24 protein-coding genes, 1 tRNA gene and 4 pseudogenes are annotated in these 24,405 nt (G+C 41.2%); 20 read left to right on the top strand and 9 right to left on the bottom strand.

The window, feature by feature from the left end:
• Nucleotides 1-22 precede the first annotated feature (22 nt).
• From G7Y90_RS06790 to G7Y90_RS06810, 5 genes are all read left to right on the top strand, one after another.
• Complete coding sequence (locus G7Y90_RS06790; RefSeq protein WP_250163740.1) at nt 23-331, top strand: hypothetical protein; 309 nt, start codon at nt 23-25, stop codon at nt 329-331.
• Between the two features lie 312 nt (nt 332-643).
• The gene (locus tag G7Y90_RS06795; protein WP_250163741.1) at nt 644-820 is read left to right on the top strand and encodes a DUF2256 domain-containing protein; all 177 of its coding nucleotides are present in this window, start codon (nt 644-646) and stop codon (nt 818-820) included.
• 44 nt (nt 821-864) lie between these two features.
• Entirely contained in the window at nt 865-1,011 is a 147-nt protein-coding gene (locus G7Y90_RS06800) for a DUF2256 domain-containing protein (RefSeq protein ID WP_201553123.1), read from the top strand.
• A 40-nt stretch (nt 1,012-1,051) separates the two neighbouring features.
• Complete coding sequence (locus G7Y90_RS06805; protein ID WP_201553126.1) at nt 1,052-2,866, top strand: ATP-dependent nuclease; 1,815 nt, start codon at nt 1,052-1,054, stop codon at nt 2,864-2,866.
• Entirely contained in the window at nt 2,850-3,245 is a 396-nt protein-coding gene (locus G7Y90_RS06810) for a UvrD-helicase domain-containing protein (RefSeq protein WP_250163742.1), read from the top strand. Before G7Y90_RS06805 ends, G7Y90_RS06810 begins: the two co-directional genes overlap by 17 nt.
• Here G7Y90_RS06810 and G7Y90_RS06815 read toward each other — a convergent pair whose 3' ends face one another.
• A complete protein-coding gene (locus G7Y90_RS06815) occupies nt 3,246-3,698 on the bottom strand; it encodes an IS630 family transposase (RefSeq protein ID WP_502937406.1) in 453 nt (150 codons plus the stop codon).
• The gene (locus G7Y90_RS06820; RefSeq protein WP_250163743.1) at nt 3,665-4,015 is read right to left on the bottom strand and encodes an IS630 transposase-related protein; all 351 of its coding nucleotides are present in this window, start codon (nt 4,013-4,015) and stop codon (nt 3,665-3,667) included. The genes G7Y90_RS06815 and G7Y90_RS06820 overlap by 34 nt, the downstream gene beginning before the upstream one ends.
• A 278-nt stretch (nt 4,016-4,293) precedes the next feature.
• On the opposite strand from G7Y90_RS06820, the gene G7Y90_RS18915 reads away from it, so the two are divergent.
• Nucleotides 4,294-4,590, top strand: a complete 297-nt coding sequence (locus tag G7Y90_RS18915; RefSeq protein ID WP_502937407.1) for a UvrD-helicase domain-containing protein — start codon at nt 4,294-4,296, stop codon at nt 4,588-4,590.
• On the opposite strand, the gene G7Y90_RS06825 is transcribed toward G7Y90_RS18915, so the two are convergent.
• Nucleotides 4,591-5,115 (bottom strand): IS630 family transposase, encoded by a 525-nt coding sequence (locus tag G7Y90_RS06825; protein WP_201541007.1) that lies wholly within the window; start codon nt 5,113-5,115, stop codon nt 4,591-4,593.
• Entirely contained in the window at nt 5,090-5,440 is a 351-nt protein-coding gene (locus G7Y90_RS06830) for an IS630 transposase-related protein (protein ID WP_201541006.1), read from the bottom strand. Before G7Y90_RS06830 ends, G7Y90_RS06825 begins: the two co-directional genes overlap by 26 nt.
• A gap of 489 nt (nt 5,441-5,929) precedes the next feature.
• On the opposite strand from G7Y90_RS06830, the gene G7Y90_RS06835 reads away from it, so the two are divergent.
• Nucleotides 5,930-6,631 carry a hypothetical protein gene (locus G7Y90_RS06835; protein ID WP_250163744.1) on the top strand — a complete coding sequence of 234 codons (702 nt, stop codon included), beginning with the start codon at nt 5,930-5,932 and terminating at the stop codon, nt 6,629-6,631.
• A gap of 96 nt (nt 6,632-6,727) precedes the next feature.
• Here G7Y90_RS06835 and metH read toward each other — a convergent pair.
• Nucleotides 6,728-10,407 (bottom strand): annotated as a pseudogene (gene metH, locus G7Y90_RS06840) (methionine synthase).
• A gap of 664 nt (nt 10,408-11,071) precedes the next feature.
• Between metH and G7Y90_RS06845 the strand changes: the two are divergent.
• From G7Y90_RS06845 to G7Y90_RS06855, 3 genes are all read left to right on the top strand, one after another.
• Nucleotides 11,072-11,626: a fasciclin domain-containing protein gene (locus G7Y90_RS06845; protein WP_045447723.1), complete on the top strand. Its 555-nt coding sequence runs from the start codon at nt 11,072-11,074 to the stop codon at nt 11,624-11,626.
• 356 nt (nt 11,627-11,982) lie between these two features.
• The gene (locus tag G7Y90_RS06850) at nt 11,983-12,933 is read left to right on the top strand and encodes a fasciclin domain-containing protein (RefSeq protein ID WP_250163745.1); all 951 of its coding nucleotides are present in this window, start codon (nt 11,983-11,985) and stop codon (nt 12,931-12,933) included.
• Nucleotides 12,934-13,120: 187 nt separating this feature from the next.
• Nucleotides 13,121-13,726 carry a fasciclin domain-containing protein gene (locus G7Y90_RS06855; protein ID WP_250163746.1) on the top strand — a complete coding sequence of 202 codons (606 nt, stop codon included), beginning with the start codon at nt 13,121-13,123 and terminating at the stop codon, nt 13,724-13,726.
• Between the two features lie 358 nt (nt 13,727-14,084).
• Here the strand turns inward: G7Y90_RS06855 and G7Y90_RS06860 are convergent, their stop codons facing one another.
• A complete protein-coding gene (locus G7Y90_RS06860; RefSeq protein WP_250163747.1) occupies nt 14,085-15,629 on the bottom strand; it encodes an alanine/glycine:cation symporter family protein in 1,545 nt (514 codons plus the stop codon).
• A 1,193-nt stretch (nt 15,630-16,822) separates the two neighbouring features.
• Between G7Y90_RS06860 and G7Y90_RS06865 the strand changes: the two are divergent.
• From G7Y90_RS06865 to G7Y90_RS06890, 6 genes and pseudogenes are all read left to right on the top strand, one after another.
• A pseudogene (locus tag G7Y90_RS06865) lies at nt 16,823-17,454 on the top strand (LemA family protein).
• A 260-nt stretch (nt 17,455-17,714) separates the two neighbouring features.
• Nucleotides 17,715-17,933, top strand: a complete 219-nt coding sequence (locus G7Y90_RS06870) for a hypothetical protein (RefSeq protein ID WP_250163748.1) — start codon at nt 17,715-17,717, stop codon at nt 17,931-17,933.
• Between the two features lie 325 nt (nt 17,934-18,258).
• Nucleotides 18,259-18,546, top strand: coding sequence for a TPM domain-containing protein (locus tag G7Y90_RS06875; RefSeq protein WP_250163749.1), 288 nt, complete (start codon nt 18,259-18,261; stop codon nt 18,544-18,546).
• 109 nt (nt 18,547-18,655) lie between these two features.
• On the top strand, nt 18,656-18,868 hold the full coding sequence (locus tag G7Y90_RS06880) for a hypothetical protein (RefSeq protein WP_250163750.1): 213 nt from the start codon (nt 18,656-18,658) through the stop codon (nt 18,866-18,868).
• A 181-nt stretch (nt 18,869-19,049) separates the two neighbouring features.
• Entirely contained in the window at nt 19,050-19,355 is a 306-nt protein-coding gene (locus G7Y90_RS06885; RefSeq protein WP_250163751.1) for a TPM domain-containing protein, read from the top strand.
• A 303-nt stretch (nt 19,356-19,658) separates the two neighbouring features.
• Nucleotides 19,659-20,656 (top strand): annotated as a pseudogene (locus G7Y90_RS06890) (adenosine deaminase).
• Between the two features lie 127 nt (nt 20,657-20,783).
• Here the strand turns inward: G7Y90_RS06890 and G7Y90_RS06895 are convergent.
• A complete protein-coding gene (locus G7Y90_RS06895; RefSeq protein WP_284143846.1) occupies nt 20,784-21,341 on the bottom strand; it encodes an SIR2 family NAD-dependent protein deacylase in 558 nt (185 codons plus the stop codon).
• The gene (locus tag G7Y90_RS17785) at nt 21,328-21,525 is read right to left on the bottom strand and encodes a Sir2 family NAD-dependent protein deacetylase (protein WP_284143847.1); all 198 of its coding nucleotides are present in this window, start codon (nt 21,523-21,525) and stop codon (nt 21,328-21,330) included. Before G7Y90_RS17785 ends, G7Y90_RS06895 begins: the two co-directional genes overlap by 14 nt.
• A gap of 90 nt (nt 21,526-21,615) precedes the next feature.
• On the opposite strand from G7Y90_RS17785, the gene G7Y90_RS17790 reads away from it, so the two are divergent.
• Nucleotides 21,616-21,738, top strand: coding sequence for a hypothetical protein (locus G7Y90_RS17790; RefSeq protein WP_284143848.1), 123 nt, complete (start codon nt 21,616-21,618; stop codon nt 21,736-21,738).
• Entirely contained in the window at nt 21,735-21,983 is a 249-nt protein-coding gene (locus G7Y90_RS06900; protein ID WP_250163752.1) for a hypothetical protein, read from the top strand. The genes G7Y90_RS17790 and G7Y90_RS06900 overlap by 4 nt, the downstream gene beginning before the upstream one ends.
• A gap of 137 nt (nt 21,984-22,120) precedes the next feature.
• Here G7Y90_RS06900 and G7Y90_RS06905 read toward each other — a convergent pair.
• Nucleotides 22,121-22,197, bottom strand: a tRNA-Arg gene (locus tag G7Y90_RS06905).
• A 358-nt stretch (nt 22,198-22,555) separates the two neighbouring features.
• Between G7Y90_RS06905 and G7Y90_RS06910 the strand changes: the two genes are divergently transcribed.
• Entirely contained in the window at nt 22,556-23,188 is a 633-nt protein-coding gene (locus G7Y90_RS06910) for a c-type cytochrome (RefSeq protein WP_201540400.1), read from the top strand.
• Nucleotides 23,189-23,420: 232 nt separating this feature from the next.
• Nucleotides 23,421-24,382: pseudogene (locus G7Y90_RS06915) on the top strand (ABC transporter ATP-binding protein).
• Nucleotides 24,383-24,405 lie beyond the last annotated feature (23 nt).

Raw genomic sequence — 24,405 nt, forward strand, 5'->3', positions numbered from 1 at the left:
GTATCTCAAGCAAAACCAAGAGGTGCAAAAAGCACTGATGGTGCAGCTGGTCAACGCCGTTGAACAACTGGCACAGAAAATGGCGGATAGCCTGTCTAATAGTTTAACTGAAAGCCTGATTAAAAATGAAGAGCATCAAACCGTAGATAGCGATGCGCCTGATATCACTCAGCAGACCGCGCTTATAGCAAACGCATTAAAAGAAGCGCTTGCACCGCTGACGATGCGTATGGATGAGAAATTACTTATTGATAGCAGTACCGATCAATCAGGCAAGCTCATCGTTAATAGTCTCAACAGACTTAATAAAATCTTTGATGATTATGACTAATTACTACTGATTAATAGCTGACGATTAGTCACTACTGGTTAACAGCTATGATTGATGGCTAACGATTAAGCGTTAATGCTTAATTATTAACGCTCATGAGCCATGCTGATGACTTGCACTTATGAACATCACTTATGAATAGCACTATAAATAGGGCTTATGATTAAGAGACAGTGGTAATATAGTCGGCAACAGCTACTTTGGATACAATGACGGCGAGTAAAGTTGCTACAAACAGTAGGTTGAGCAAGCCTAACACCGTATCCGATGATAGTGAATCGACTATAGATTAAACAAACCAATGAGAAAGTTATGGCGCACAAAAAGAAGAACGTCCGCAAAAAACTCTGCCCTGTCTGCGAGCGCGAGTTTAGTTGGACTAAGAAGCTGGATAAAAACTGGGAGAGCATGGTCTATTGCTCCGACCAATGCCGACGGGTGAAAAGTATGAAGGGCTGGATCATCAAAAAGAAGCTAGGTAGGCAGTAAACGTTAACCATAGATATGAGACATACGGAACAAGGGAGCAGACGATGGCACATAAAAAGGTAAACCTACCGCAAAAAACCTGCCCCGTCTGTCAGCGCCCGTTTACGTGGCGTAAAAAATGGGAGAAGGATTGGGAGCAGGTGATTTATTGTTCGGAGCGGTGTCGGCGGGGTAAGGGTAAAGTAGAATAAACAGAACATTGAACAATTTTAATATACATCAGGGACGAGTATGCATCTATCAAATATAAAGTTATGGAATTATCGTAAATTTGGTTCAAAAACTTTTGAACTTTCTAAGCCAAGTCTCAATCTTGAATTTACCAAAGGGCTTAATGTTATTATTGGTGAAAATGATTCAGGTAAGACTGCAATTGTCGATGCTATTAAACTGGTCTTAAAAACGCACAGTTATGATTACATTCGAGTGGAAGATGAAGATTTTTTCCAAGACTCTTTAAGATTCAGGATTGAGCTTAAGTTTTCAAATTTATTAGACGAAGAAGCTGCACATTTCACAGAGTGGTTGGGTTGGGATACAGACAATGGTGGAAAAGTAACTCCGTATCTAAAACTTATATATGACGTTCGCCGAATAAAAGAGAGAGTGCTACCTTCTGATGTTAGAGCAGGCGCAGATGATGAGGGTTATCCATTAACAGCCGAAGCAAGAGATTACTTGAAAGCTACTTATTTAAAACCATTGAGAGACGCTAAAAACGAGTTAGTAGCAAAGAGAAACTCCCGATTAGCTCAAGTCCTTTTAGGAGATGTGGCATTTAAAGGAAAAGAAGACAACCATGAATTACTCAGTTTGTTCAAACAACTTAACAGTAGTATGACTGAATATTTTGAAGGTAATTTGCAAGTCAATAGTCCTGTGCCCACTAGTAGTTCAACAGTTCCGCAAGATGGTAAAAAAATAAAAGACAATATCGATAAGTATGTACAGAACTTTTACGGTGCACATGCTGAAACCGAGTTTTTCGCAAGTGAGAATACTTTAAAAAGCATTCTCGAAAAATTGACCCTTGGGCTTAAAAATGAAATTAATCTTGGTTTAGGAACGCTAAATCGTCTATTTATGGCGACTGAATTATTACATTTGAATAAGCAAAACTGGACAGGTTTACGTCTTGGTTTGATTGAGGAATTAGAAGCTCATCTTCATCCTCAGGCTCAAATGCAAGTAGTAGAATACTTACAGAAACAAGATGATATTCAACTGATTCTTACTTCTCATAGTCCTAATTTAGTATCTAAACTCAAATTGCAAAATCTTATTGTTTGTTATGGCGGAAACGCTTTTCCTATGGGAAGTAATCACACTAAGCTCGAAAAAGATAATTATAAATTTTTAGAGAAGTTTCTAGATACAACAAAAGCTAATTTATTTTTTGCAAAAGGAGTTATTTTTGTTGAAGGTTGGTCTGAGGAAATATTACTACCTAGCCTTGCTAAGCTTATAGGTATAGACCTAACAGCGCAGGGTATTTCAATTGTTAATATTGGGAATATCGGTTTTGAACACTATATTCGTATATATTTACGCGAAAATGAACCACATATGAAAATACCTGTTGCCGTGGTTACTGATCTTGATATACAGGTCTATGAAAGAACTGAAAATAATTTTAATAAATTAGATGAAAAATTGATCGAGTCTCAGATTATAACTAAAAAGACCGAAATGGAAGATAAGAATAGAAATAATATTAAATATTTCATTGCACCATCATGGACTCTAGAATATTCGTTATTGAAATCGACAACCTTAAAGAAAGAGTTTAAACAAACGCTGAAAGATTCCCACACAAAAACTAATTGGGATAATGACTATGAATTAGAGCTTGCAAGAAAGCTTATTAATGGTGGACTGCATAAAACAGATGTTGCTTGTAGATTAGCTAGTGTAATAGATGAAGATTTGGATAAAATCGAAAGTGAACGTGAAATTGAACTAGATCAAAACGATGATTACATAGGATATTTACTTGATGCCATCCGCTATGTAGCAGGAGTAAGCGATAATGCTGATAACGGATGAAGATATAAATTACGCAGAAAAGCTATTACTAGTAGATGGTCAGTCTTTCGATGAAGAACGTAGAGACTTTATCAAAAATATGCAAACGATAGACTTGCAAGCAGTCCCTGGAAGTGGGAAAACAACTGCATTACTAGCTAAGTTAGTAATACTAGAAACTAAGTTACCGCTTGAAGGTGGTGTTGGTATATTGGTGTTGTCCCATACAAATGCTGCTATTGATGAAATTAAACATCGAATTCAAAGCTATTGTCCAAAATTATTCGCTTACCCTAATTTCATAGGTACGATCCAAAGTTTTGTGGATACGTTTTTAGCAATTCCTTATTATAGTAATATATTTAAAAGAAAAATAAGTAGATTAGACAATGAGATATAGTCAGTTCACAATAAAATAAATACAGCCCATATCCTGAAATAGCTTAGGCAGATTATTCTCCATCCACCCTTGGCGTAGAAACTTAGCTTGAGCCCATTTCTTTTCAATGGGGTTTAGATCAGGACTGTAGGGTGGCAGCCATAGAATACGATGACCGTGCCTGTTCAGTAGTTTTTGAATACGCTTGCTCTTATGAAAGCGGGCATTATCCATAACGATCACGCATTTAGTCTTGAGACTTGGAATTAGCGTGAACTTGCACCAGTCATAAAATATATGGCTGTTGATATTTTGTTCAAAGTAATCAAGCGCAAACAGCATCTTTTTATACAAAGCACCGATGACATTAGTGCGCTTTTTTGCTTGCCAGTTGAAGCTGTCGATACAGGGTTTGCCTATCGGTGAGTATCCGTAAGGTCTTATAGTTTCAGCCTCAAAGCCGCTTTCATCCATATACACAATGGGATAGCCTTGCTGTGTAAAGCTATCAAGCTTACTCTGATACGACGCTCTTTTTCAGGCAGGCTTTTGGATGCTCTAAGGTCTTTTTTTTGACTGATACCTAGGCGTTTTAAAGCATTGTGCATGCCGGTCTTACTACAGTTGAATCGCCTAGCTCGCTCATATAAATAGTCATCTGGATGTTGTTCAACGTCTTTTAAGAGTGCTTCATTCGGTATTTTAGTCGGTGGTTTATTCCGGGTTTGTTTGATACTTGAATCTTTGAGCCAGCGCTGTAATGCGGTTTTGCTAATATTATAAAAGTACAAGCCTGACGGATACTCATGTCTTTGTTTTTGACACTTTTAATCACTTGTGCTCGAAAATCTGCTGAATAGGTCATTTGTTATTCTGCCATTTCGCTTGTTTTAAAACGATTGTATCTTATTTAAAAAGAACTGACTATATATGAAGAGTTTGCTTTAAGAAGATATTCCAAACTAAAAAATATAAATTATAGTACTTTTAATTGGTTAAAGAGAAAGAATGATCCGGAGAAATATTTTTAAATCTTAGGTTTGATAAAGATTTAAATTTAGTTGAAGGTTTGCATGGAAATGTATGTCTACAAAATAAGAATGAAAAAAGTTCCCAATCTTATCTGTGCCTTAGAGATATTAAAATAGATATTCTTAGGTCAGGCTGTTTGCATTTTGATGATGCCTACATAATTGCAGAAGACGCAATTATGTCGACTGGAATATTAGAAATACTCCAAAAGCGCTTTCCTTTCGTCTTTGTTGATGAAATGCAGGATATGGGACAACACCAATACGAGCTAATAGAGAAATTATTTCATCGAAATAATTGTGACTGTATCTTACAGAGAGTTGGAGACATATAGTCAGTTCAAAACAAAAGTGTTATGTCTAGGACAAACATCATAAAATAATTTGGATAAGTCATTTTCCATCCACCCTTGGCGTAGAAACTTCACTTGAGCCCATTTTTTCTCAATAGGGTTCAAGTCTGGGCTGTACGGCGGCAGCCATAGGATACGATGACCATGCCTGTTCAGTAATTTTTGGATACGTCTACTTTTATGAAACCGAGCGTTATCCATGACAATCACGCATTTGGTTTTAAGGCTTGGGATTAGGGTGTGTTTGCACCAATCGTAGAATATGCCGCTGTTAATGTTGTGTTCAAAGTAATCCAGTGCAAATAGCATCTTTTCATATAGAGCCCCAATGACGTTGGTTCGCTTTTTACCTTGCCAGTTGTAGCTGTCGATACAGGGTTTGCCTATCGGTGCATAACCATGAGGACGAATGGTCTGGCTTTCAAAACCGCTTTCGTCCATATACACAATGGGATAACCTTGCTGTTTAAAGTTATCAAGCTTACTCTGATACGCCGCTCTTTTTATTGGACATGCTTTTGGATGCTCTAAGGTCTTTTTTTTGACTGATGCCTAGGCGTTTTAAAGCCTCACAAATGGCTGGGGCAGTACAGTTGAACCGTCTTGCTCTCTCATAGTGATAGTCATCAGGGTAACGCTCAACGTCTTTGCGTAGTGCATCATCCGGTATTTTTGATGGCGTAACATTGCGAGTGCTCTTACTATGCAGCCGTTTCTTCCACTTTTGAATAGTGGTTGGACTAATGTCATAAAAAGAGGCTGCCTCGGCAAAGGTCATGCCATCTGCTAAGCTTTTAAGAACTTGTTTGCGATAATCTAGTGAGTAAGTCATGATAATTGAGTATATCTGTTGAGATGTTTTATCTTATAACATTTTATACTTAATGCACTATAAATCAAGCTATATACAATTTGGGAAAATCAGATGCTAACTCTATATGGCAACAAAGAGAACCAACGTTACCTTTAGCAAACAGCCATAGACTTAGTCCAAATATTTCAAATATAGTTAATCGTTTAGCTGTAAACGCTGTTGATTATGCGGTTCAGGGTAATAATCACAGTGCACTCCTAAGGCCTCATATTCTATGTTTTAATAATGAGACTATAAGAAGGTTATTCCTTTTTTCTCACGTTTGGTGCATCAATATTATAACGAGGAAAAGTTGCCCAACTTTGGTAGAAAGCCTATTAAGGCAATTGCATGGAGTGTCAATTGGAAAGAAGATGAAGCAAGTCGGAATGATATTTCTAGGTTAAGATTAGAAGATTATTTTACTTCATTTGATGTTAATACGAATAGTCCAAAAATTGACTATAAGTGCCTAAAAGAGTATCTGACCCATCATCTAAAAGATACGAATACTCTAGCACCTATCAGAAAAATATATTGAACGCTTTTATCAAAATACTAAGAATAGAAAATATAAAAGATAATAGTCCAAATAACTCAATGTTTTATACAAAACGTAAATTACTTAACAAGATAAAAGATGAAAACGAAGAGCTTTATGCTAAATTTAAGCTTAAGCTTTACCAGTGGTCTGTTGGCGTGGTCAAAGGTGATATTGATGATGTATTGGTAAACATACAGTCTTTTGTCCCAGAGCTATTAGAGTTTTTTGAATGTTCGGTTAATAAGTGTCAGCGATTCATTACAGATGAAGATATTAGAGAGGTTGAAGGTATTGAAATTATAGCGCAATCGAATAGTTATTATGAAGATGGATTTGAAATCGATATTACAAGTGTGCATTCTGCAAAGGGACAAACCCATTGTGCCACTTTATATCTAGAGTCTTACTATCACGGCTATGAAGCTAAAAAGCTTAAAAATTTTTTCCTTGGGGGAGAAATAGATTTAAGTAAGAGTAGGCAGGTTGAGGCATCTAAAATGATGTATGTAGGTTTTTCACGCCCAATGGATTTGCTATGTTTCGCTGTTCATGAAGATAGATTAAATGATTTGAGAGAAAGTCTTGGAAACGACTGGGAAATTATTAATATGTTTAGCGAGAGCTAGAATTAGATATACATATTTGTTATTTTGCTAGTCTATCATTTAAAAAAGCGGGCTTTCAAATAGAAGCCCGCTTTTCTGTTGTTTAATAAAACACTCCTACAAATTCGGATTTAACCACTTCTCAGCAGTCTTCATATCCCAGCCTTTACGCTCAGCATAACTCTCTAACTGATCACGGCTTATCTTACCGACGTTGAAATACTCACTGTCAGGATGCGAGTAATAGAATCCGCTGACCGATGACGCAGGCCACATCGCATAGCTTTCGGTTAGCGTTGTACCAATCGCATCTACCGTACCGAGCCAATCAAACAATTTGCCTTTTTCGGTATGCTCAGGGCAGGCAGGGTAGCCAGGCGCAGGGCGGATACCCACGTATTTCTCTTTGATCATCTCATCATTAGTGAGTGATTCAGTCGGTTGATAGCCCCAATACTCTTTACGGATGAGCTCATGCAGATGCTCAGCAAAGGCTTCAGCTAAGCGATCAGACAATGCCTGCACCATGATGGCATTATAGTCATCACCTGCTGCTTTGTACTTTTCAGCCAGTGCTTCTGTACCGACGATAGAGACGGTAAAGCCGCCCAAGTGGTCAGTGTGGGTGTTAGATGGTGAGATAAAGTCTGCCAAGCTAAAGTTAGGCTTGCCGCTGGCCTTGTCGCTTTGCTGACGTAAGTGCTCGAATTGATATTCTGCTGCGCCGCCTTTAGTAGTACGGTCATAGACAGTAACGGTATCGGCACCCGTACGGCGAGCTGGCATAAGTTTGAACACCCCTTTGGCGACGATTAATTTTTCATCAATCATCTTTTGCATCAGCTCATTGGCATTATCGAACAAATCGCGTGCCGCTTCGCCGACTACATCATCTTGCAATATTTTCGGATACTTACCGACCAGACCCCAAGAGATAAAGAATGGTGTCCAGTCGATATAAGGCAGCAAGTTAGCGATTGGATAGTCATCAAATATCACTTGCCCCAGCTTATTGGGGACTGGTGGCACATAGTTTTCCCAATCATACTGAAAGCCAATTTTGACCGATTCGGCATACGTGACCTTCGCCGCCTTTGGTTGACGCTTAGCAAGGCGTTCACGTACCTTGACATACTCTTCGCGAGTTTCATCGATAAGCGCTTGACGGTATTCTTTGGAGAGCAGTTTAGTGACTACACCGACTGAGCGTGAGGCATCAGATACATAGATGACGGCATCATTTTGGTATTGTGGCTCGACTTTGACCGCGGTATGCGCTTTGGAGGTCGTTGCACCGCCAATCATCAAGGGTAGCGTCATGCCGCGCTCTTGCATTTGCTTGGCGACATAGACCATCTCATCGAGACTTGGGGTAATCAGACCTGATAAGCCAATGATATCGACTTCTTCTGCGATAGCGGTATCGAGGATTTTTTCACACGGCACCATGACACCCAGATCAACAATATCATAGCCATTACAGCCCAGCACCACGCCGACGATGTTTTTACCGATATCATGGACATCGCCTTTGACGGTCGCCATGAGGATTTTGCCTTTCTTTTCACCCTCGACTTTTTCTGCTTCGATATACGGATTTAGCCATGCAACGGATTGTTTCATCACTCGCGCAGATTTCACCACTTGTGGTAAAAACATTTTACCGGCACCAAATAAGTCGCCGACGATGTTCATCCCGTCCATCAATGGCCCTTCGATGACTTCTAGCGGCTTGGGGTATTTCTCCCATGCTTCTTTGGTATCGGCCTCTATAATAGTGATGCCTTTGACCAGTGCATGGGCGATGCGTTCTTCTACCGTGCCTTCGCGCCAGCTCATATCAACGGTGCTGTCTTTTTTCTTGCCACCGTTTTGGTAGTTTTCAGCCACAGTCATCAGACGTTCGGTGGCGTCTTGACCGCTCTCACCTTGGTTGCGGTTGAGCATCACATCTTCGATAGCGTCGCGTGCTTCCTTTGGAATATCATCATACAGCTCAAGCATGGCAGGGTTGACGATACCCATCGTCAGACCATTCTGAATCGCATGATAGAGGAATACGGAGTTGATGGCTTCACGGATAGGGTTACCACGGAAACTAAACGACACGTTAGAGACACCACCCGATACCATCGCATTGGGCAAGTTATCGGTAATCCATTTGGTGGCGTTGATAAAGTCCGCACCATAATTATTGTGCTCAGTGATACCAGTGGCAACGGCAAAAATGTTCGGGTCAAAATAATGTCTTCTGATGGGAAACCAACTTCATTGACCAACACATCATAGCTGCGCTGACAAATCTGAATCTTACGCTCGTAAGTATCGGCTTGACCGTCTTCATCAAATGCCATGACGATAACGGCGGCACCGTAGCGCATACAGAGCTTGGCACGCTCAACGAATTCAGTATGACCTTCTTTTAATGAGATAGAGTTGACAACGGACTTGCCTTGGATACGCTTAAGACCTTCTTCGATGATGTCCCATTTAGACGAGTCAATCATCAGCGGTACGCGGCTGATATCAGGTTCACCAGACACCAAGTTGACGAAATGAATCATCGCTTGCTTGGAGTCGAGCATGCCCTCATCCATATTGATATCGACGATTTGCGCGCCGCCTTCGACCTGATCTCGCGCCACATCGAGTGCTTCGGTATAGGCTTCGGTTTTGATCAAGCGTAAAAACTTTTTAGAGCCTGTCACGTTGGTACGTTCACCCACGTTGACAAACAAGCTATCAGAATTAATAGTAAATGGCTCAAGACCTGACAAACGGCAGGCAGGTGGGATATCTGGAATGACGCGCGGTGGATAATTTGCCACCATTTTAGCGATTCGACGGATATGCTCAGGCGTCGTACCACAACAGCCACCCACGATGTTTAAAATACCCGCTTTGGCAAAACTTTCGAGTAGGGCAGCGGTTTGTTCAGCTGTTTCATCATATTCACCAAACTCGTTGGGCAGACCTGCGTTTGGATGCGCTGACACATAGGTATTAGCAATGTTCGACAGCGTTTGGATATGCGGACGCAGTGCATCAGCGCCTAATGCGCAGTTAAAGCCAACCGATAATGGCTTGGCATGGCGAATTGAGTTATAAAAGGCTTCGGCGGTTTGACCTGATAGCGTTCGACCTGAGGCATCGGTAATGGTGCCCGAAATCATAATCGGTAATTCAAAACCAATGTCATCAAACACGCCGGTAATGGCAAAGATTGCTGCTTTGGCATTGAGCGTATCAAAAATTGTTTCGATGAGGATGAGATCAACACCACCTTCTATCAGGCATAAAGTTGCTTCACGGTAATTTAGTACCAATTCGTCAAAGGTAATGTTACGAAAAGCTGGGTCATTGACGTCAGGTGATAGCGAGCACGTGCGTGAGGTTGGTCCCACAACACCAGCGACAAAACGCGGTTTCTCAGGCGTTTTTGCCGTAAATTCATCCGCCGCTTGACGGGCAATCTTGGCTGCTGTCTTATTCAGCTCAGGCACTAGATACTGCATATCGTAGTCAGCCATCGACAGACGCGTACCGTTAAAGGTATTGGTCTCGATGATATCGGCACCAGCTAGCAGATGATCGTGATGAATGTCTTTAATCATGTGCGGCTGTGTCAGTACCAATAAATCATTGTTACCGCGTACGTCTTGATTGATATCGGCAAAACGCTCACCACGATAATCCGCTTCTTCTAATTTATAGGTCTGAATCTGTGTACCCATCGCCCCATCTAACATCAAGATGCGTGACGCCATTTGCTCGGTGATACGGGCACGTGCCGTCAATTGCTGTTCTTTATAAGGAAACACGGCAGGTGGCGTTAAAATAAAGTCATCAGCGGATGATGGACTAGAAGTAGGAAGATTGAGAAGTCATCGTTTGAGTCATAGGAGCGCTGCTTATATCGTCAATGTTATAAAAGGGGAAGTAATAAGAATAATAAATAGCGTGCAACATTCATAAAAAGCGTGGGCAAATCCGCATTATTCTAGCATGAAAATCATACCTCACGTGGGACAGTACTTATTCCTCTTTGGCAATATGCTAGACAAAAAATCTGCCTGTTGATTGAGGGAGCATGATGTTCAAAGTTTATGCCATTAAGCGATTAGGAACAAATGAATATCATTTCGCTTAAAGATTACATAAAGCTTTGTTTCTATAAATGAAAGCACAACGATTGTGCTTAAAAGTCAGACAGAGTTTACACCTGTACTACAAAAAGTTGCGTAAAGAGGAATTGATAAAGCTTGGTTATATGTTAATTTAATTTCAGAAGGATTGATGTTTCATAAGCAATACTTACTAGTAAATGTTAATAGTTGTATTCAATGACACTTGGCATTTATCAATATTATTAGCGCCAGTATTTGCTATAAGGGAAGACGATCTAATCTGCAAGACAGTTATAGAACAGTCAATAAATACTTAATCATTAAGGATAATGTTATGAAGCTTACTAAAATTGCTACCATCGGTACATTAGCACTCTCAATCGCTGGTTTAAGTGCTTGTAATAATATGATGCCAAGCAAAAGCGCAGCGATGAAAGCACCTATGCACAGTCAATCTATGGCAAAAATGAATGTGGTACAAGTTGCCCAAAGTAATCCTGACTTCTCGCTACTGGTCGAAGCCGTCGTAGCGGCAGATTTGGCGGGTGCTTTGTCTAACCCGAATGCAAACTATACAATATTTGCGCCGACCAATGCCGCATTTGTACAAGTTCTGCAAGAAACAGGCATGAGCAAAGCACAACTATTTGCCAACAAGCCACTATTGACTAAGATTTTAGGCTATCACGTGATTAACGGTGCTGCGCCAGTGTATGCGAAAGACGTTAAACCGGGCAATATTACTATGTTCAGTAAAGATACTCTGATGGTCACCAATCAGGGCAAATTGATGGACGAAAATGGTCGTACTACCAATATTATAAAAACCGATATTGCTGCGAATAACGGCGTAGTACATGTTATCGATAGAGTATTACTGCCCAAATAAGATAGATTTCAAAATTACAGCTAAAGAATTATATCCCTATTACTTTGTATGATGAAGCTGGTATGAGTACCAGCTACCGTCTTTGATGACATGACTATTAAATACACGCTATTTTAATTGCCAACGGTCTTAGATGAAGCTTTTCTAAATGAAATTGCTGGCATTTAGAATGTTTGAGATATTTTTTAAGCGTGTCATCATTATTGTTTAACACTACGACAATGAACGACAGTCATCTTTGTTTCTTGTTGAAAGCTTTGATCATTTAACAATTTCAATCATTCGACTTTAATCATTCGACGGATGCTACTGAAAAAGTAGATGGTTCATCTGAACTCATACATAAGGATATACTCATGCTAAAAAGAACCCTATTATCTCTGGCGCTTGCCATGACCGTTCTGCCGCTAGCCGCTTGTAATGACGATGACAATGATTTTTCAGTTGTTGTAGAAGCGCCAACACAAAATATTGCAGAAATTGCTGCTGAAAATAAAGATCTAACCATTCTTAATGCTGCGTTAAAGGCATCTGGACTTGATAAAGTTTTGATGTCATCAGAGGACGAATTTACTGTATTTGCACCTACTGATGCTGCATTTGCTGAATTATTGGAAGAGCTCGATGTGACATCAGAAGAGTTATTGGCTGACAAAGAGCTATTAACCATGGTCTTAACTTATCATGTTATCCCCAATATGACAGTCAAAGCTGCTGACATTCCTTATGGCGACAGTATCGAAACGGTCAATGGTCAAGCGTTCTCTATTAGTGATGCCAATGTCATTATGGATGCAAGTGGGGATACCTCTAAAATTATCAAAACAGATGTATTGGCCACTAATGGCGTCATTCACCTCATTGACGACGTATTGCTACCTACTGACAAGTCTATAGTCGATCTAGCCGTTGCCACAGAGGATCTCAGTATCCTCAAAGAGGCGGTGGTAGCAGCAGGACTGGCTGACGCCCTCGCCAATGAAGATGCTGACTTTACCGTATTTGCGCCAAACAATGCCGCTTTTGCTAAATTATTAGCTGAACTTAATATAAGTAAAGAACAGCTATTACAAGATAAGCCGCTGTTGACGAAAGTGCTCACCTATCATGTGATTAAAGACGACCGCGTCTTTGCCTCTGAAATTATGGCAGGCAGTCAAGAGATGCTGGAAGGCAGCAGCATCACATTTGACGATAAAAAACAAATTACCGATGGGAGAGATCGTACCTCTAATATCGTGACCGCGAATATACAAGCGAACAATGGAGTTGTACACGTGATCGATACAGTGTTGCTACCTAAGTAAGCATTAATCCGAAATTAATCAGTTAAAATTATAGTTATTGGTATAGATAGCAGAGGCGACATTATTACTATTGTTTAGTTGCTATCATTTGCAATAGATAAGTGGTTCGCTGTTATATACATTAACTGGGTTAAGTTATTTGTTAAACGAGTCACTTAACAGACCATCCCTTTATAAGGAAATACTTATGTTGAAGAAAAACTTACTTTCTATCGCTGTCGTTACAGCTGTCATGTCATTAGCCGCTTGTAATGATAAAGAAGCAGCTACTGATCCTGTTGAGCCTGAAGTGACTACTGAAGAAGTGGTTGTAGAGCCCGTTGCCGAAGTTGAGCCAATGACTGAAGCCGATCCAATGGCCGATACTGCTGCGACGCAAAGCATTGCTGAAATAGCAGCTGGCAACGAAAATCTAACGATTCTAACGGCTGCATTACAAGCTGCTGGCTTAGATACAATGATGATGGATGCTGGGACTTATACGGTATTTGCACCAACTGATGATGCATTTGCTCCTGTGTTAGAGAAGCTAGGCGTTACTAAAGAAGAGCTATTAGCCGATACAGATCTACTGAAAAAAGTACTTCCGTATCACGTAGTACCGATGGTCGTTATGGCAGCTGACATTCCTTATGGTACTGATGTTGCTACTGTAAATGGTGCTACTATCAATATTAGCGATGCTAATGTTATCACTGATGCGACTGGTAACACGGCTAATATTACTGGTACAGATATCATGGCAACGAACGGTGTGGTTCACACTATCGATGCAGTATTGATGCCTGAGTAAGTTGTTTCTATAGCCTCTTTATTTATGACTAATTAATTATTTAAATAATAACGTCGAAGAAGCCTAGCTATTGAGCTGGGCTTTTTTGCGTTTGGGGGATACCTAATGCTTACCATAGCATTGATATAAGTCAGTCGCATGAAAACGGTTCAATGTAATGGAGAGTAAGATAAATAGCTTCTCATTGGTTCACACTAATGCAAGTTTAAAGAGTAATGATGACTTATGTAAGATATCTATTGAAGGCTTATGAATGCAAAGGTTTGAAACAGAAAAGCCCGAAACGATGGTTTCGGGCTTTTGCTTTGGAGGTTTGAATAACAATTATGTTAAAGAATAGTAGCTACGTTATAGAATATTACTTATGCTCTTTGCGTAGTGGATCTGCTGCCATTCTTTGTTGCTCTTTTAGATGACGCTCTTCCCAATAAGGGGCGTTTTTGATGCCGAATTTTGCAGGATCAAAACTGTAGCGCTCAACACCTGCTTTACGCTGTGCTTCATAGTCTTTTAGCATGGTAAGTGTTGGACGAGCCACAATGAAGATGACCAAAATACCAACGATGTTCAACCAAGCCATAAGCCCAACACCAATATCACCAATAGCCCAAATGTAGCCAGCTGAGTTTAGGCCGCCGTAAGCAACCATCACCATGATTAAGATTTTGACTAAGAATAGACCAGTCTTGTTGGCACTGCGACCGACAAAGCGCGTTAGATAAGCAACGTTCACTTCAGCGATGTAGTAGTAAGCCAAGATAGTGGTGAAGGCAAAGAAGAAGACAGCAATAGCGATAAAGGTGTTACCAAAACCACCATAAACAGATTCCATCGCCATTTGCGTGAATGCAGGGGCGTTGATTTCAGTGGTAGCAGCGACATTCTGTACGATGAACTGACCGTCTGGTAATGTCCCTTGAATGTTGTAAGTACCCATGGTTAGGATCATGAAGGCAGTAGCAGAACATACTAATAGGGTATCGACATATGAGAATGCCTGAACCAAACCCTGCTGTGATGGATGCTCAACTTCAGCAGCAGCAGCAGCATGAGGACCTGTACCTTGACCTGCTTCATTTGAGTAAATACCACGTTTTACGCCCCAACCAATCGCTGCACCAAAACCTGCTTGAGCAGTAAAGGCATCGCTAACGATTAGACCGAATACTTGTGGAATCATATCAAAGTTAGTAAACATGATGATTAGTGCAAGAACGATATAGCCCAATGCCATAAAAGGAACGGCATACTCGGTAAACGTTGCGATACGCTTGATACCACCAAAAATGATAATACCTAATACCACAAGGATAATGGCTAAGGCTACTAGACGCATTGAGCCAACTTCTAAGGCGCCAATGCTCATAACAGACCCTTCGCCCATTACCTGTGCGAAAGCATTGATAACGCCGTTTGCCTGTACACCTGGTAAAAATATACCACAAGCGAGGATAGATGAGATTGCAAAGAGGATGCCATACCATTTTTGGCCAAGTGCGCGCTCAAAATAGTAAGCTGGGCCACCGCGATATTCGCCAGTGATGACGTCTTTTTCTTTATAAATCTGTGCGAGCGTAGACTCAACATAAGCAGTAGATGCGCCTAAGAAGGCCACGACCCACATCCAAAATACGGCACCTGGGCCACCGAAACCGATAGCCGCAGCTACCCCAGCGATGTTACCCATACCCACGCGTCCTGCGAGTGATACGGCAAGTGCCTGAAATGATGAAATACCTTGATCACTAGATTTACCAGTAAAGAGTAATTTGATCATTTCACCGAACAGACGCACTTGTACGAAGCGCGTCATAATGGAATAAAATAGGCCCGCGCCCAAGCACAGATAGATCAGTGCGGGGCTCCAGATAATTCCGTTTACTAAGTTAACTAAACCTTCCATATGTATATTCCTAGTACTGTCTCAAAGTGGCTCTGTATGCTAGGAGTAAGCTAACTGGTTAACTTACTTATTTAAGTTAAGCAGTTAAATTATCTACATTGACTCATGTATATCCGTTAAGTCTCATACGCGCTTAGCCACTAAGAATGGACTGTAGTTGTCTGTCGTTATCCGCTTGGTTTATCAGTAACATTGACAGTTTGCTTAAGCTTATTACCGACGATATGCGTATCAGCATAGTTGCAAGGCGTAAGCTGTCTCAATTACTGCGACATTTATCTTATCACTTAATATCTGAGATGAATGTTCAGTAGACCGGTGGATAAAACAGGCGGTTATAATATTAAATACTTATCATGCCGATAGCATTCAACTTTTTGTGAGCGGTATCGATTGACTACAGGGTCGGTGTGGCTGATTGAAACGATTAAGCGAATCTCTAATAATTGAGTAATATTTTACATAGAAATCAACAACTCGCTAATACTAATCAAGCCATAAGTCCACTACCAAATGTATTCAAACCGTACGGCTACGTAACTGCAATTTGCCATATTTTTGTCGTAATTACTAGAATTTTCTTTGTACAGAAGCATATATATTCATATTGAGTCAGGAAGATATGACTACAAATAACGATAAAATATCGTATGTTTTGACCATTGTTAGATATCGAATCAATAGATAAAGCCACATCAACTACACAAAAACAGAGCGATCATTAACCGCTTATCTGTCACTCCTCTATACTGGACAAGCTATGCACTAAAGATAATGCCAGTGGTTCGATGATATTTGTGAGGTAGATGTTATCAATGATAGGTAATAAAAACGAGCAATAGTCATGGGATAGCAGTGTGGTTTTGCGGTTGTGTTTTGGTAACGGCTAATTGTAAAAATAATGAGATAGCGCCATCATTGTGTAAGATATCTTATCCTATAGTTTCGTTTCGTTGATAAGACGAGATCATAGGGCGGCATACGATTGCTATCGTAATCATTAACTGCTGTTTTTTGTTTAGTGTGGCTTTAATATAAGTGATTTGCCTTTATTATAAAAAATATACGGCTTCAATATAAATAGACATACATTTGCATGACCTCATTTATCAGCTTCAAAACACAAGCTTTAAAAAATTATTAAAAAAGTGTTACTGGCTATTTATTATTTACCATTATTAGGAGAAACAATGATGACGCGTCAATCAATTGTAAAACCCATATTGCTCGCGGCCGTGTTAGCGACGTCTACCGTTGGTCTAAGCGGTTGTGGCTACAACAACCTGCAAGCTCAAGATGAGCAAGTTACCGCATCGTGGTCAGAAGTGTGAACCAATATCAACGCCCGCGCTGATTTGGTGCCAAACTTATCAAAGTCGTGCAGCAGTATGCTGAGCAAGAACAAGAAGTGTTTACTCAAGTAGCTGAGGCACGCTCTCGTGCTAGTAGCATTACGGTGACGCCAGAAGTACTGAATGATCCAGAAGCGATGGAGCGTTATGCAGCTGCACAGGAACAGATGACAGGTGCACTATCACGTTTGATGGCTGTCTCTGAACGTTATCCTGAGTTAAAGTCAGATGCTTTGTTCCAAGACTTACAAGCCCAGCTCGAAGGCACTGAAAACCGTATTGCCGTCGCTCGTAACCGTTATATTCAAGAAGTGCAAAGCTATAATACGACGGTGCGCCAGTTCCCAACCAACATTACAGCAAAAGTATTTGGTATGAATGCCAAGCCAAACTTTAGCGTGGCGAATGAAGACGCTATTTCAACCGCACCAAGTGTTGACTTCGGTGATGATAAGTCAGCGACAGCTGAGTAGTGGTGATTAAATAGATGAAAACAGAGCGGGATTTGCCGCTCTGTTTGTTTGCATTTTTATCGTTTAGCTTAGTTAGCCACTAGTTTGCTTAGCCACATTTTTAAAGGTATTGATGGATATGAATGCCTATTAAACTTAATACCAAATCCAAAAAGTACGATTAGCTATGTCAAATTTGGTTTTTTTGCTATGCTAATTTTTGTGAATGGTATCACGTAGATTCACTCAGTACAGATGTCACTTGAGGTGGTATAGATTAGATGAACAATTCAAAAGCAATCCTATCAGTATTACTGTTCACACTCAGCATCAATAGTGCGCCTGTGTTGTATGCTGCGCCTAATGAAGCCATTGATAGCACCTCAGACATGCAAAGTCGTAGTGTTGAGGACTTGGTAGCGATTGCCAAGCGGGCGAGTCTAATGAAGCGATCAATGACGCTGTATTGGGTAATGATGCAATCAATGATGCCTTTTTAGGTAATGAGGCGATCAACCCTAATGTGGCTAATAATGAGGCAACAGTTGGGTCAACAGCCGCAAATCCTTCTCCTATACAGTCGAATGCACCAGTGTCGATGCCAATAAACTTATATTAAATAATCCTGTCGTTGATCAGGCATATTTTAAATCCGCAAGAAAAACAGCGTCTAGAGGCGCAGCTTAGAATATTTATCAGCAAGGTCTTGCGCAAGCAGCGGTGGTTATCGTTCCTACGACCAATGGTGTTCCTATCTTTGACTATGCTCTACAAAGTAGCTGAGAAGTGGCAGCTGGGCAATAAAGACATGATGATGGCTTACTCATGGTAGTCGCCGTCAATGACCGTGATATGTACATTTTGACGGGTTACGGACTAGAGGGTGTTTTACCAGATGCTGCCGTCAATCGTATTATTCGTGAAGATATCACGCCGTTATTTAAGAAAAATAACTATGGCGCTGGGATAATAGCTGGCGTTGACGCGCTCAAAACGCGGCTGACTGCTGATCCTGAGGTATTGGCCCGTGCTGATGCGCAAGCAGCGAGCGTAGTGCACAACAAGGTTCAGACGAGCTACCATCACCCATATTTTTATTTATTATGGCAATGATTTGGAAGCTTTTATTACATATTTTGGTCGTGTATTTGGTTCTATTATTACTGCTGGTGGTTTTTTTGCGGGATCGTTAGCCTTAGGCGGTGGTTTTTTATGACCGTTTATGGCTATCTTCTTATGGCTATTTTTGATTTCACGAGGTGGTGGCGGTGGTGGTAAAGGTGGATCTGGCGGCGGTCGTAGAGGCGGCGGCATGGTATTCCTACCCGGTATGGGCGGCGGCTCTGGAGGTGGGGTTTTGGCGGCGGCGGCTTCGGGGTGGTGGCGGCGGTTTTGGTGGCGGCGGTGCTGGTGGCTCGTGGTAGACGCTTGGTAGATGCTAAGTAAAAACAGATACTAAACGACCGTCAGCAATGACGTATTTGAGGAAATAGTAAAATGTCAGAAAACAACGCGTCAAATCCCAGTTTGCCCGCTGGTGGCGTCAAGTCTTATTTATTCCTATATTGCATAGTAAATGGTTAACAGCAGCAGCCAAAGCACGTTTGACAGACGAGGTGACCCGTGCAGAGCGAGGGCATCGGGGTGAGGTGTTTTTGATTGTAGAAAACCATCTGCCGATTCAAGAGGCGTACTATATTGGCTGTCGCGAACGTGCGATTGAGCTGTTTAGTGAGTATCGAGTTTGGGATACTGAAGAGAATACGGGCGTCTTGGTGTATGTCAATATTTGCGAGCATCAGTTAGAGATCGTAGCTGATCGTGGTATCAGTGCTCATGTCAGCCCCACCGTTTGGCGGGCGATGTGTGATAAAGGCCGTGTCAGGTATTGCCAATCAAAAAAACCGAAGAAAGCTTGCTGAATTGTTAGATGAAGTGGGCAAGTGCTGCGTCAGTATATCATTTGGAGCAGGATCCAGCGGGTAACGAGTTGTCTGATACGTGGTGTTTTTGAAGTAACGTAGATGAGGGAATCTGATGGCTTGTTATTTTGCTAGCATCGTGTCTTTTATGGGGTTCGGCATCAATTACAATATAATAGCGCCTCTAGAAATCGAGGGTGACTGATATATTGCTCAAGCGCTATACGGCTTTGCATTATAAAGGCACTTCTCAAAAGCACTTCTCAAAAGTACTCTACTACAAAAAGCCGTCACTGGAATCCTATGATTGATTTAATAAAGAAATTACCAAAAGCTGAGCTGCATTTACATATGAAGGCTCACTAGAACCTGAGCTGATGTTTAGATTGGCCAAAAAGAACCAGATAGAGATTCCCTATAAAAACATAGAAGATGTGCGCAATGCCTACAACTTTACCAACTTGCAAACCTTTTTAGATATCTACTATGCAGGCGCAAATGTCCTGATCACTAAAGATGATTTTTATGATTTAACGTGGGAATATATACTTAAGTGTGTTGAAGACAACGTCATTCACACAGAGATATTTTTTGACCCGCAGACGCATACTGAACGAGGCATATCTTTTGAAGTGGTGATAACAGGCATCAAAGAAGCGCTTGCAGATGCCAAAGAAAAATATGGTATTACCTCTTGTATTATCATGTGTTTCCTAAGGCATTTATCACAAGAAGAAGCGTTTGAGACGTTGGAGCAAGCACTGGCATTCAAAGATGACATCATCGGTGTCGGTCTTGATTCGTCGGAGCTGGGCAATCCACCATCGAAATTCAAAGATGTCTTCAAAAAAGCTAAAGAAGCAGGTTTTAAGCTGGTCGCCCATGCTGGTGAAGAGGCAGATTTTTCGTACATTTACGAAGCACTGGACTTATTAAATATCAATAGAATCGATCATGGTGTGCAATCGATAAAAAGCCCAGAGTTGATGCAAAGACTGAAAGATGAGCAAATGCCGCTGACCGTTTGCCCGAACTCAAATATTGAGCTAAAAGTCTTTGATAATTACACAGAACACAATATCAAAGAGCTGCTAGATTATGGTCTAAATATCACCATAAACTCAGACGACCCAGCCTATTTCAAAGGTTACATGAATCAGAACTTTATAAATATATGCGCAAATTTACCGCTGACAGAAGATGATGTTGTTACTTTGGTAAAGAACTCCTTTAATGCCTCATTTATTAGTGATGAATTAAAAGCAGCATATTTGGCGAAAGTTGATCTGGCGCTAAAGTAAATCAACTATGACTAGGTTTTAGATCCGAGGCTTAACGGTTGATATCAATCGTTAAGCCTTTTCTTTTTTATACGGTATGCTTTTTAAGTTCAAGCGACTTAGGTTCAGGCGACTTAGGTTCAGGCGACTAGAGCGCAGTGATTTTCTGGATTAATAACGGCATAATCACACCAGCTTTTTCTGCTAAGATGATATCCACAATAGTATTCGGCGTTGGATTGGGATTTATCTCAATAATTTTGGCACCATTTTGCTTCGCTAACTGTGCGAGTCCAGCGGCAGGATAGACGAGACTGGAGGTGCCAATACTGATAAATACCTCGCAGTTCGCCGCCGTATCTTCTGCCGTTTGCCATGCTTGTACTGGTAATGCTTCGCCAAACCAAACGATATCTGGTCTGATATAGCCATCGCAATGGCGACAGGTCATCAGTGTGTCATCAAAATTGATTGTATCCTCGCTATGATACGAACCCCTCGATTGACTTTGGTAGACTGTCTCGCATTGACTACAGCGGTTATGCCACAGATTGCCATGCAAATGAGTTACCGTACTGCCAGCTTGCTCATGTAAATCATCAACATTTTGAGTGATAAGCGTTAATGATTGATTGGACGACTGAGTATGGTATTGCCACTGCGCTAAGGCAAAATGTGCAGGATTCGGTTTTTTATCTGCGACCAATTGCCTGCGCCATTGATACCATGACCACACCAGTTGGATCACGAGTGAAAGCCTCAGGTGTCGCCAAGTCTTCCACACCATAGTTTTCCCACAAGCCTGTTTGCTTATCTCGAAAAGTTGGAATGCCACTTTCGGCTGAAATCCCTGCACCCGTTAAGATGCAAATATGCTGTTTGGATGTCAATAATTTAGCAGCAAGTTCTACTTCTGCTATTAACGCTGGATAATTCTGCTAACATGAGCCAACCCTTGCTAATAATGGATATCTCTTCTAATGATAGATGGAATTTGGTGGCTTGTCATATTGTTTGCCGTTATTGCCGCTTTATGGTTGTTGGCAAAGTCACGCGGCGTAAAAGTGGGTGAGACAATTCATATAAATCGTCTAAAAGCGTGAAAAAACCTATTAATGACGACCTGCAAAAAACCTCCGTGCTGATCAAACAGTATTTTCCTGATTATCGAGTCACACGCAAGACCAATCACTTATTGCTCAGTAAACAAGATAGGAAAATTGCAATGATTACGATGGATAAGAAAATTGCTTCAGGTCAGCGCCTGTTGGGTAACGTGCCTGTGATTAATTATCATCGTGTGCCTAACCGTGCCCAGCTAGCAGCTAATTTGCAGCAAGCAGAATAGGCGAGTGTTATAGGTGAGAGATTCTGAAATCTATAGGCACAGAAAAGCCGCAAATATTTTGAGCGCGGGGTTGATGTATATTTGAGATTTAGGTTAATACTAAGGAAGGATGAAACAAAGATTATAAATACGTTGATTGGTGCGCTCGGCGGGAATCGAACCCACGACCCTCGGCTTCGGAGACCGATACTCTATCCAACTGAGCTACGAGCGCATAATAACAATGGCGTACGGTATTATCAACATCATGCCTAAACGAGCGTTATGAGCAGTAAAGATGTCGAAAAATAAAGACCGCTTAGTCTAACAAATAAAATCCATAAAGCCAATGAATGAAGACAGTGATTGATGTTTTTTAAGAAAAAACAGGATAGTCATTAAACAGGCATGGCAATCTACCTGCCTTTTCCCTTATAATGACAGGGAGAATTCATATTTATAATCACCGATTACAAGTGTGCTAGTACGCGGGATGGCTGTTTGCTATTGATAACTATTTGGTTGTCAAAGGAGGACAAGCAGAATGTCTGAGCCGTATGAGCCTTTGTATATGTAATAAGAGAACGTGACGAATGAGAAAAGTAGTTATGTTATCGGCAGCTGCCATTCTAGGAATCGCTAGTATCGCGGTGAGCCAAGCTGAAAGTGTTGTAGACACTCCTGTAACTGTTTCTGATGTAGCAGCGGCGCAGGAAGTGGTAGCAAATGCGCCTGAGCAGTTGGGTGATGATACCCAAGCTGCTGCAGATACGACTGATGGCGATGCACCTGCCGCAGAAACTGCCGCTGCCGCACCTGCGGTTGATGAAGAGCCTATTCCGCAAGATACGCCGCAAGTGCAAAAGCTGATTGCTTTGTATCCTAACTTAATTGCTCGCATTCAGCCAGTTGCTAAAGTGTGCTTTGAAGACGATGAAGTTTGTGATGTGACGGCACGTGCCGCTGGCCCATCAGCTGGTGATGGTCCTCGTGATGGCAAAGCAGTATACAATGCTGTATGTCAGACTTGTCATGCGGCAGGTCTACTTGGCTCACCAATCTTAGGTGACGCTGGTGCATGGGGACCACGTATCTCCAAAGGTAAAGAAACATTATATACTCATGCTATCAATGGTTTTAACGCCATGCCTGCTAAAGGTGGCGCTGATATCCCTGATGAAGAAGTTCAAAACGCTGTCGATTATATGGTTGGTGAAGCAAGCTAATAGTATTGAATATCTGGCTAAGCCTTTTACCCTATATATCAGTGGAGCGCCTATTTCATTAAATGAGATAGGCGCTTTTTTAATGATGAGTATTATCAATACGGTACTTCTAAGGCATTACAGTTGAAATTCATCGACACTAGCCTCACTTTATGACACTACACAGTATCTTCTGTCTGTTTATATTCTAAAAACATTTTTACATAAATTTATAACCAATAAAGAGGTTTTCATGTCTGAGGTACCAGCACTTGCTATCCAGAATTTATCCAAAACCTATAGCAATGGGTTTTCGGCACTCAAAGATGTCAGTTTAACCGTCCCGCAAGGAGGTTTTTTTGCGTTGCTGGGGCCAAATGGTGCTGGTAAATCAACCATGATTGGTATTATTAGCTCGCTTTTTAAACCAACCACTGGCAGCGTAAAGATCTTTGGCACCGACTTACTAGAGAATCCGTCTGTCGCTAAACAGTATCTTGGTATCGTCCCACAAGAGTTTAATTTTAATATGTTCGAAAAAGTCGAAGATTTTTGATTACACAGGCCGGTTACTTTGGCATTCCTGCCAAAGAAGCACGCCCACGGGCAAAACGATTATTAATGGCGCTAGGTCTATGGGACAAGCGCAATAGCAAGTCACGTGAGCTATCAGGTGGTATGAAGCGCCGGTTGATGATTGCAAGGGCGCTGATTCATAAGCCAAAATTATTGATTTTGGATGAGCCAACCGCTGGGGTAGATATCGAGTTACGCCGCTCTATGTGGGAGTTTATGCAGCAGATTAATATCGAAGAAAACACCACGATTATTCTGACGACTCATTATCTTGAAGAAGCGGAGCAGCTGTGCAAACGCATTGCGATTTTGGATCATGGTGAGATTCGTATTAATACTGAGATGAAGGACTTGCTAGCGCAGCTATCGGTTGAGACCTTTGTGTTTGATTTGGAGACACCGCTTACGCGTCAATTGGTTTTGGCAGGAGTGACAGACACATCGCAGCCTGATGATCAGACGCTTGAAGTCACACTGACTGAAGGCGAATCGTTGAATGGTGTTTTTGACCAGTTATCTGAGCAAGGTATCACGGTAGCCAGTATGCGTAATAAAGCCAATCGACTAGAAGAGCTATTTATGCGCTTAGTAGACAAAAATATCCAAAGTGCAGACAGCATGAAGGAGGCAGGATTGTGAGTCAAGAAATGATAGATCCTAAT

This window comes from Psychrobacter sp. WY6, from assembly GCF_018448495.1.
Lineage (GTDB): Bacteria > Pseudomonadota > Gammaproteobacteria > Pseudomonadales > Moraxellaceae > Psychrobacter.

What these genes read in the sequence shown, in the direction of transcription:
- G7Y90_RS06805 (WP_201553126.1), top strand. Translation starts at nt 1,052, where the DNA reads ATGCATCTATCAAATATAAAGTTATGGAATTATCGTAAATTTGGTTCA.
- G7Y90_RS06875 (WP_250163749.1), top strand. Translation starts at nt 18,259, where the DNA reads ATGGTAGTCGCCGTCAATGACCGTGATATGTACATTTTGACGGGTTAC.
- G7Y90_RS06815 (WP_502937406.1), bottom strand. Translation starts at nt 3,698, where the DNA reads ATGGATGAAAGCGGCTTTGAGGCTGAAACTATAAGACCTTACGGATAC.
- G7Y90_RS06860 (WP_250163747.1), bottom strand. Translation starts at nt 15,629, where the DNA reads ATGGAAGGTTTAGTTAACTTAGTAAACGGAATTATCTGGAGCCCCGCA.
- G7Y90_RS06880 (WP_250163750.1), top strand. Translation starts at nt 18,656, where the DNA reads ATGGCTATCTTCTTATGGCTATTTTTGATTTCACGAGGTGGTGGCGGT.
- G7Y90_RS06845 (WP_045447723.1), top strand. Translation starts at nt 11,072, where the DNA reads ATGAAGCTTACTAAAATTGCTACCATCGGTACATTAGCACTCTCAATC.
- G7Y90_RS17790 (WP_284143848.1), top strand. Translation starts at nt 21,616, where the DNA reads ATGATAGATGGAATTTGGTGGCTTGTCATATTGTTTGCCGTTATTGCC.
- G7Y90_RS06810 (WP_250163742.1), top strand. Translation starts at nt 2,850, where the DNA reads ATGCTGATAACGGATGAAGATATAAATTACGCAGAAAAGCTATTACTA.
- G7Y90_RS06870 (WP_250163748.1), top strand. Translation starts at nt 17,715, where the DNA reads ATGAACAATTCAAAAGCAATCCTATCAGTATTACTGTTCACACTCAGC.
- G7Y90_RS06850 (WP_250163745.1), top strand. Translation starts at nt 11,983, where the DNA reads ATGCTAAAAAGAACCCTATTATCTCTGGCGCTTGCCATGACCGTTCTG.
- G7Y90_RS06855 (WP_250163746.1), top strand. Translation starts at nt 13,121, where the DNA reads ATGTTGAAGAAAAACTTACTTTCTATCGCTGTCGTTACAGCTGTCATG.
- G7Y90_RS06795 (WP_250163741.1), top strand. Translation starts at nt 644, where the DNA reads ATGGCGCACAAAAAGAAGAACGTCCGCAAAAAACTCTGCCCTGTCTGC.
- G7Y90_RS06830 (WP_201541006.1), bottom strand. Translation starts at nt 5,440, where the DNA reads ATGACTTACTCACTAGATTATCGCAAACAAGTTCTTAAAAGCTTAGCA.
- G7Y90_RS06910 (WP_201540400.1), top strand. Translation starts at nt 22,556, where the DNA reads ATGAGAAAAGTAGTTATGTTATCGGCAGCTGCCATTCTAGGAATCGCT.
- G7Y90_RS06800 (WP_201553123.1), top strand. Translation starts at nt 865, where the DNA reads ATGGCACATAAAAAGGTAAACCTACCGCAAAAAACCTGCCCCGTCTGT.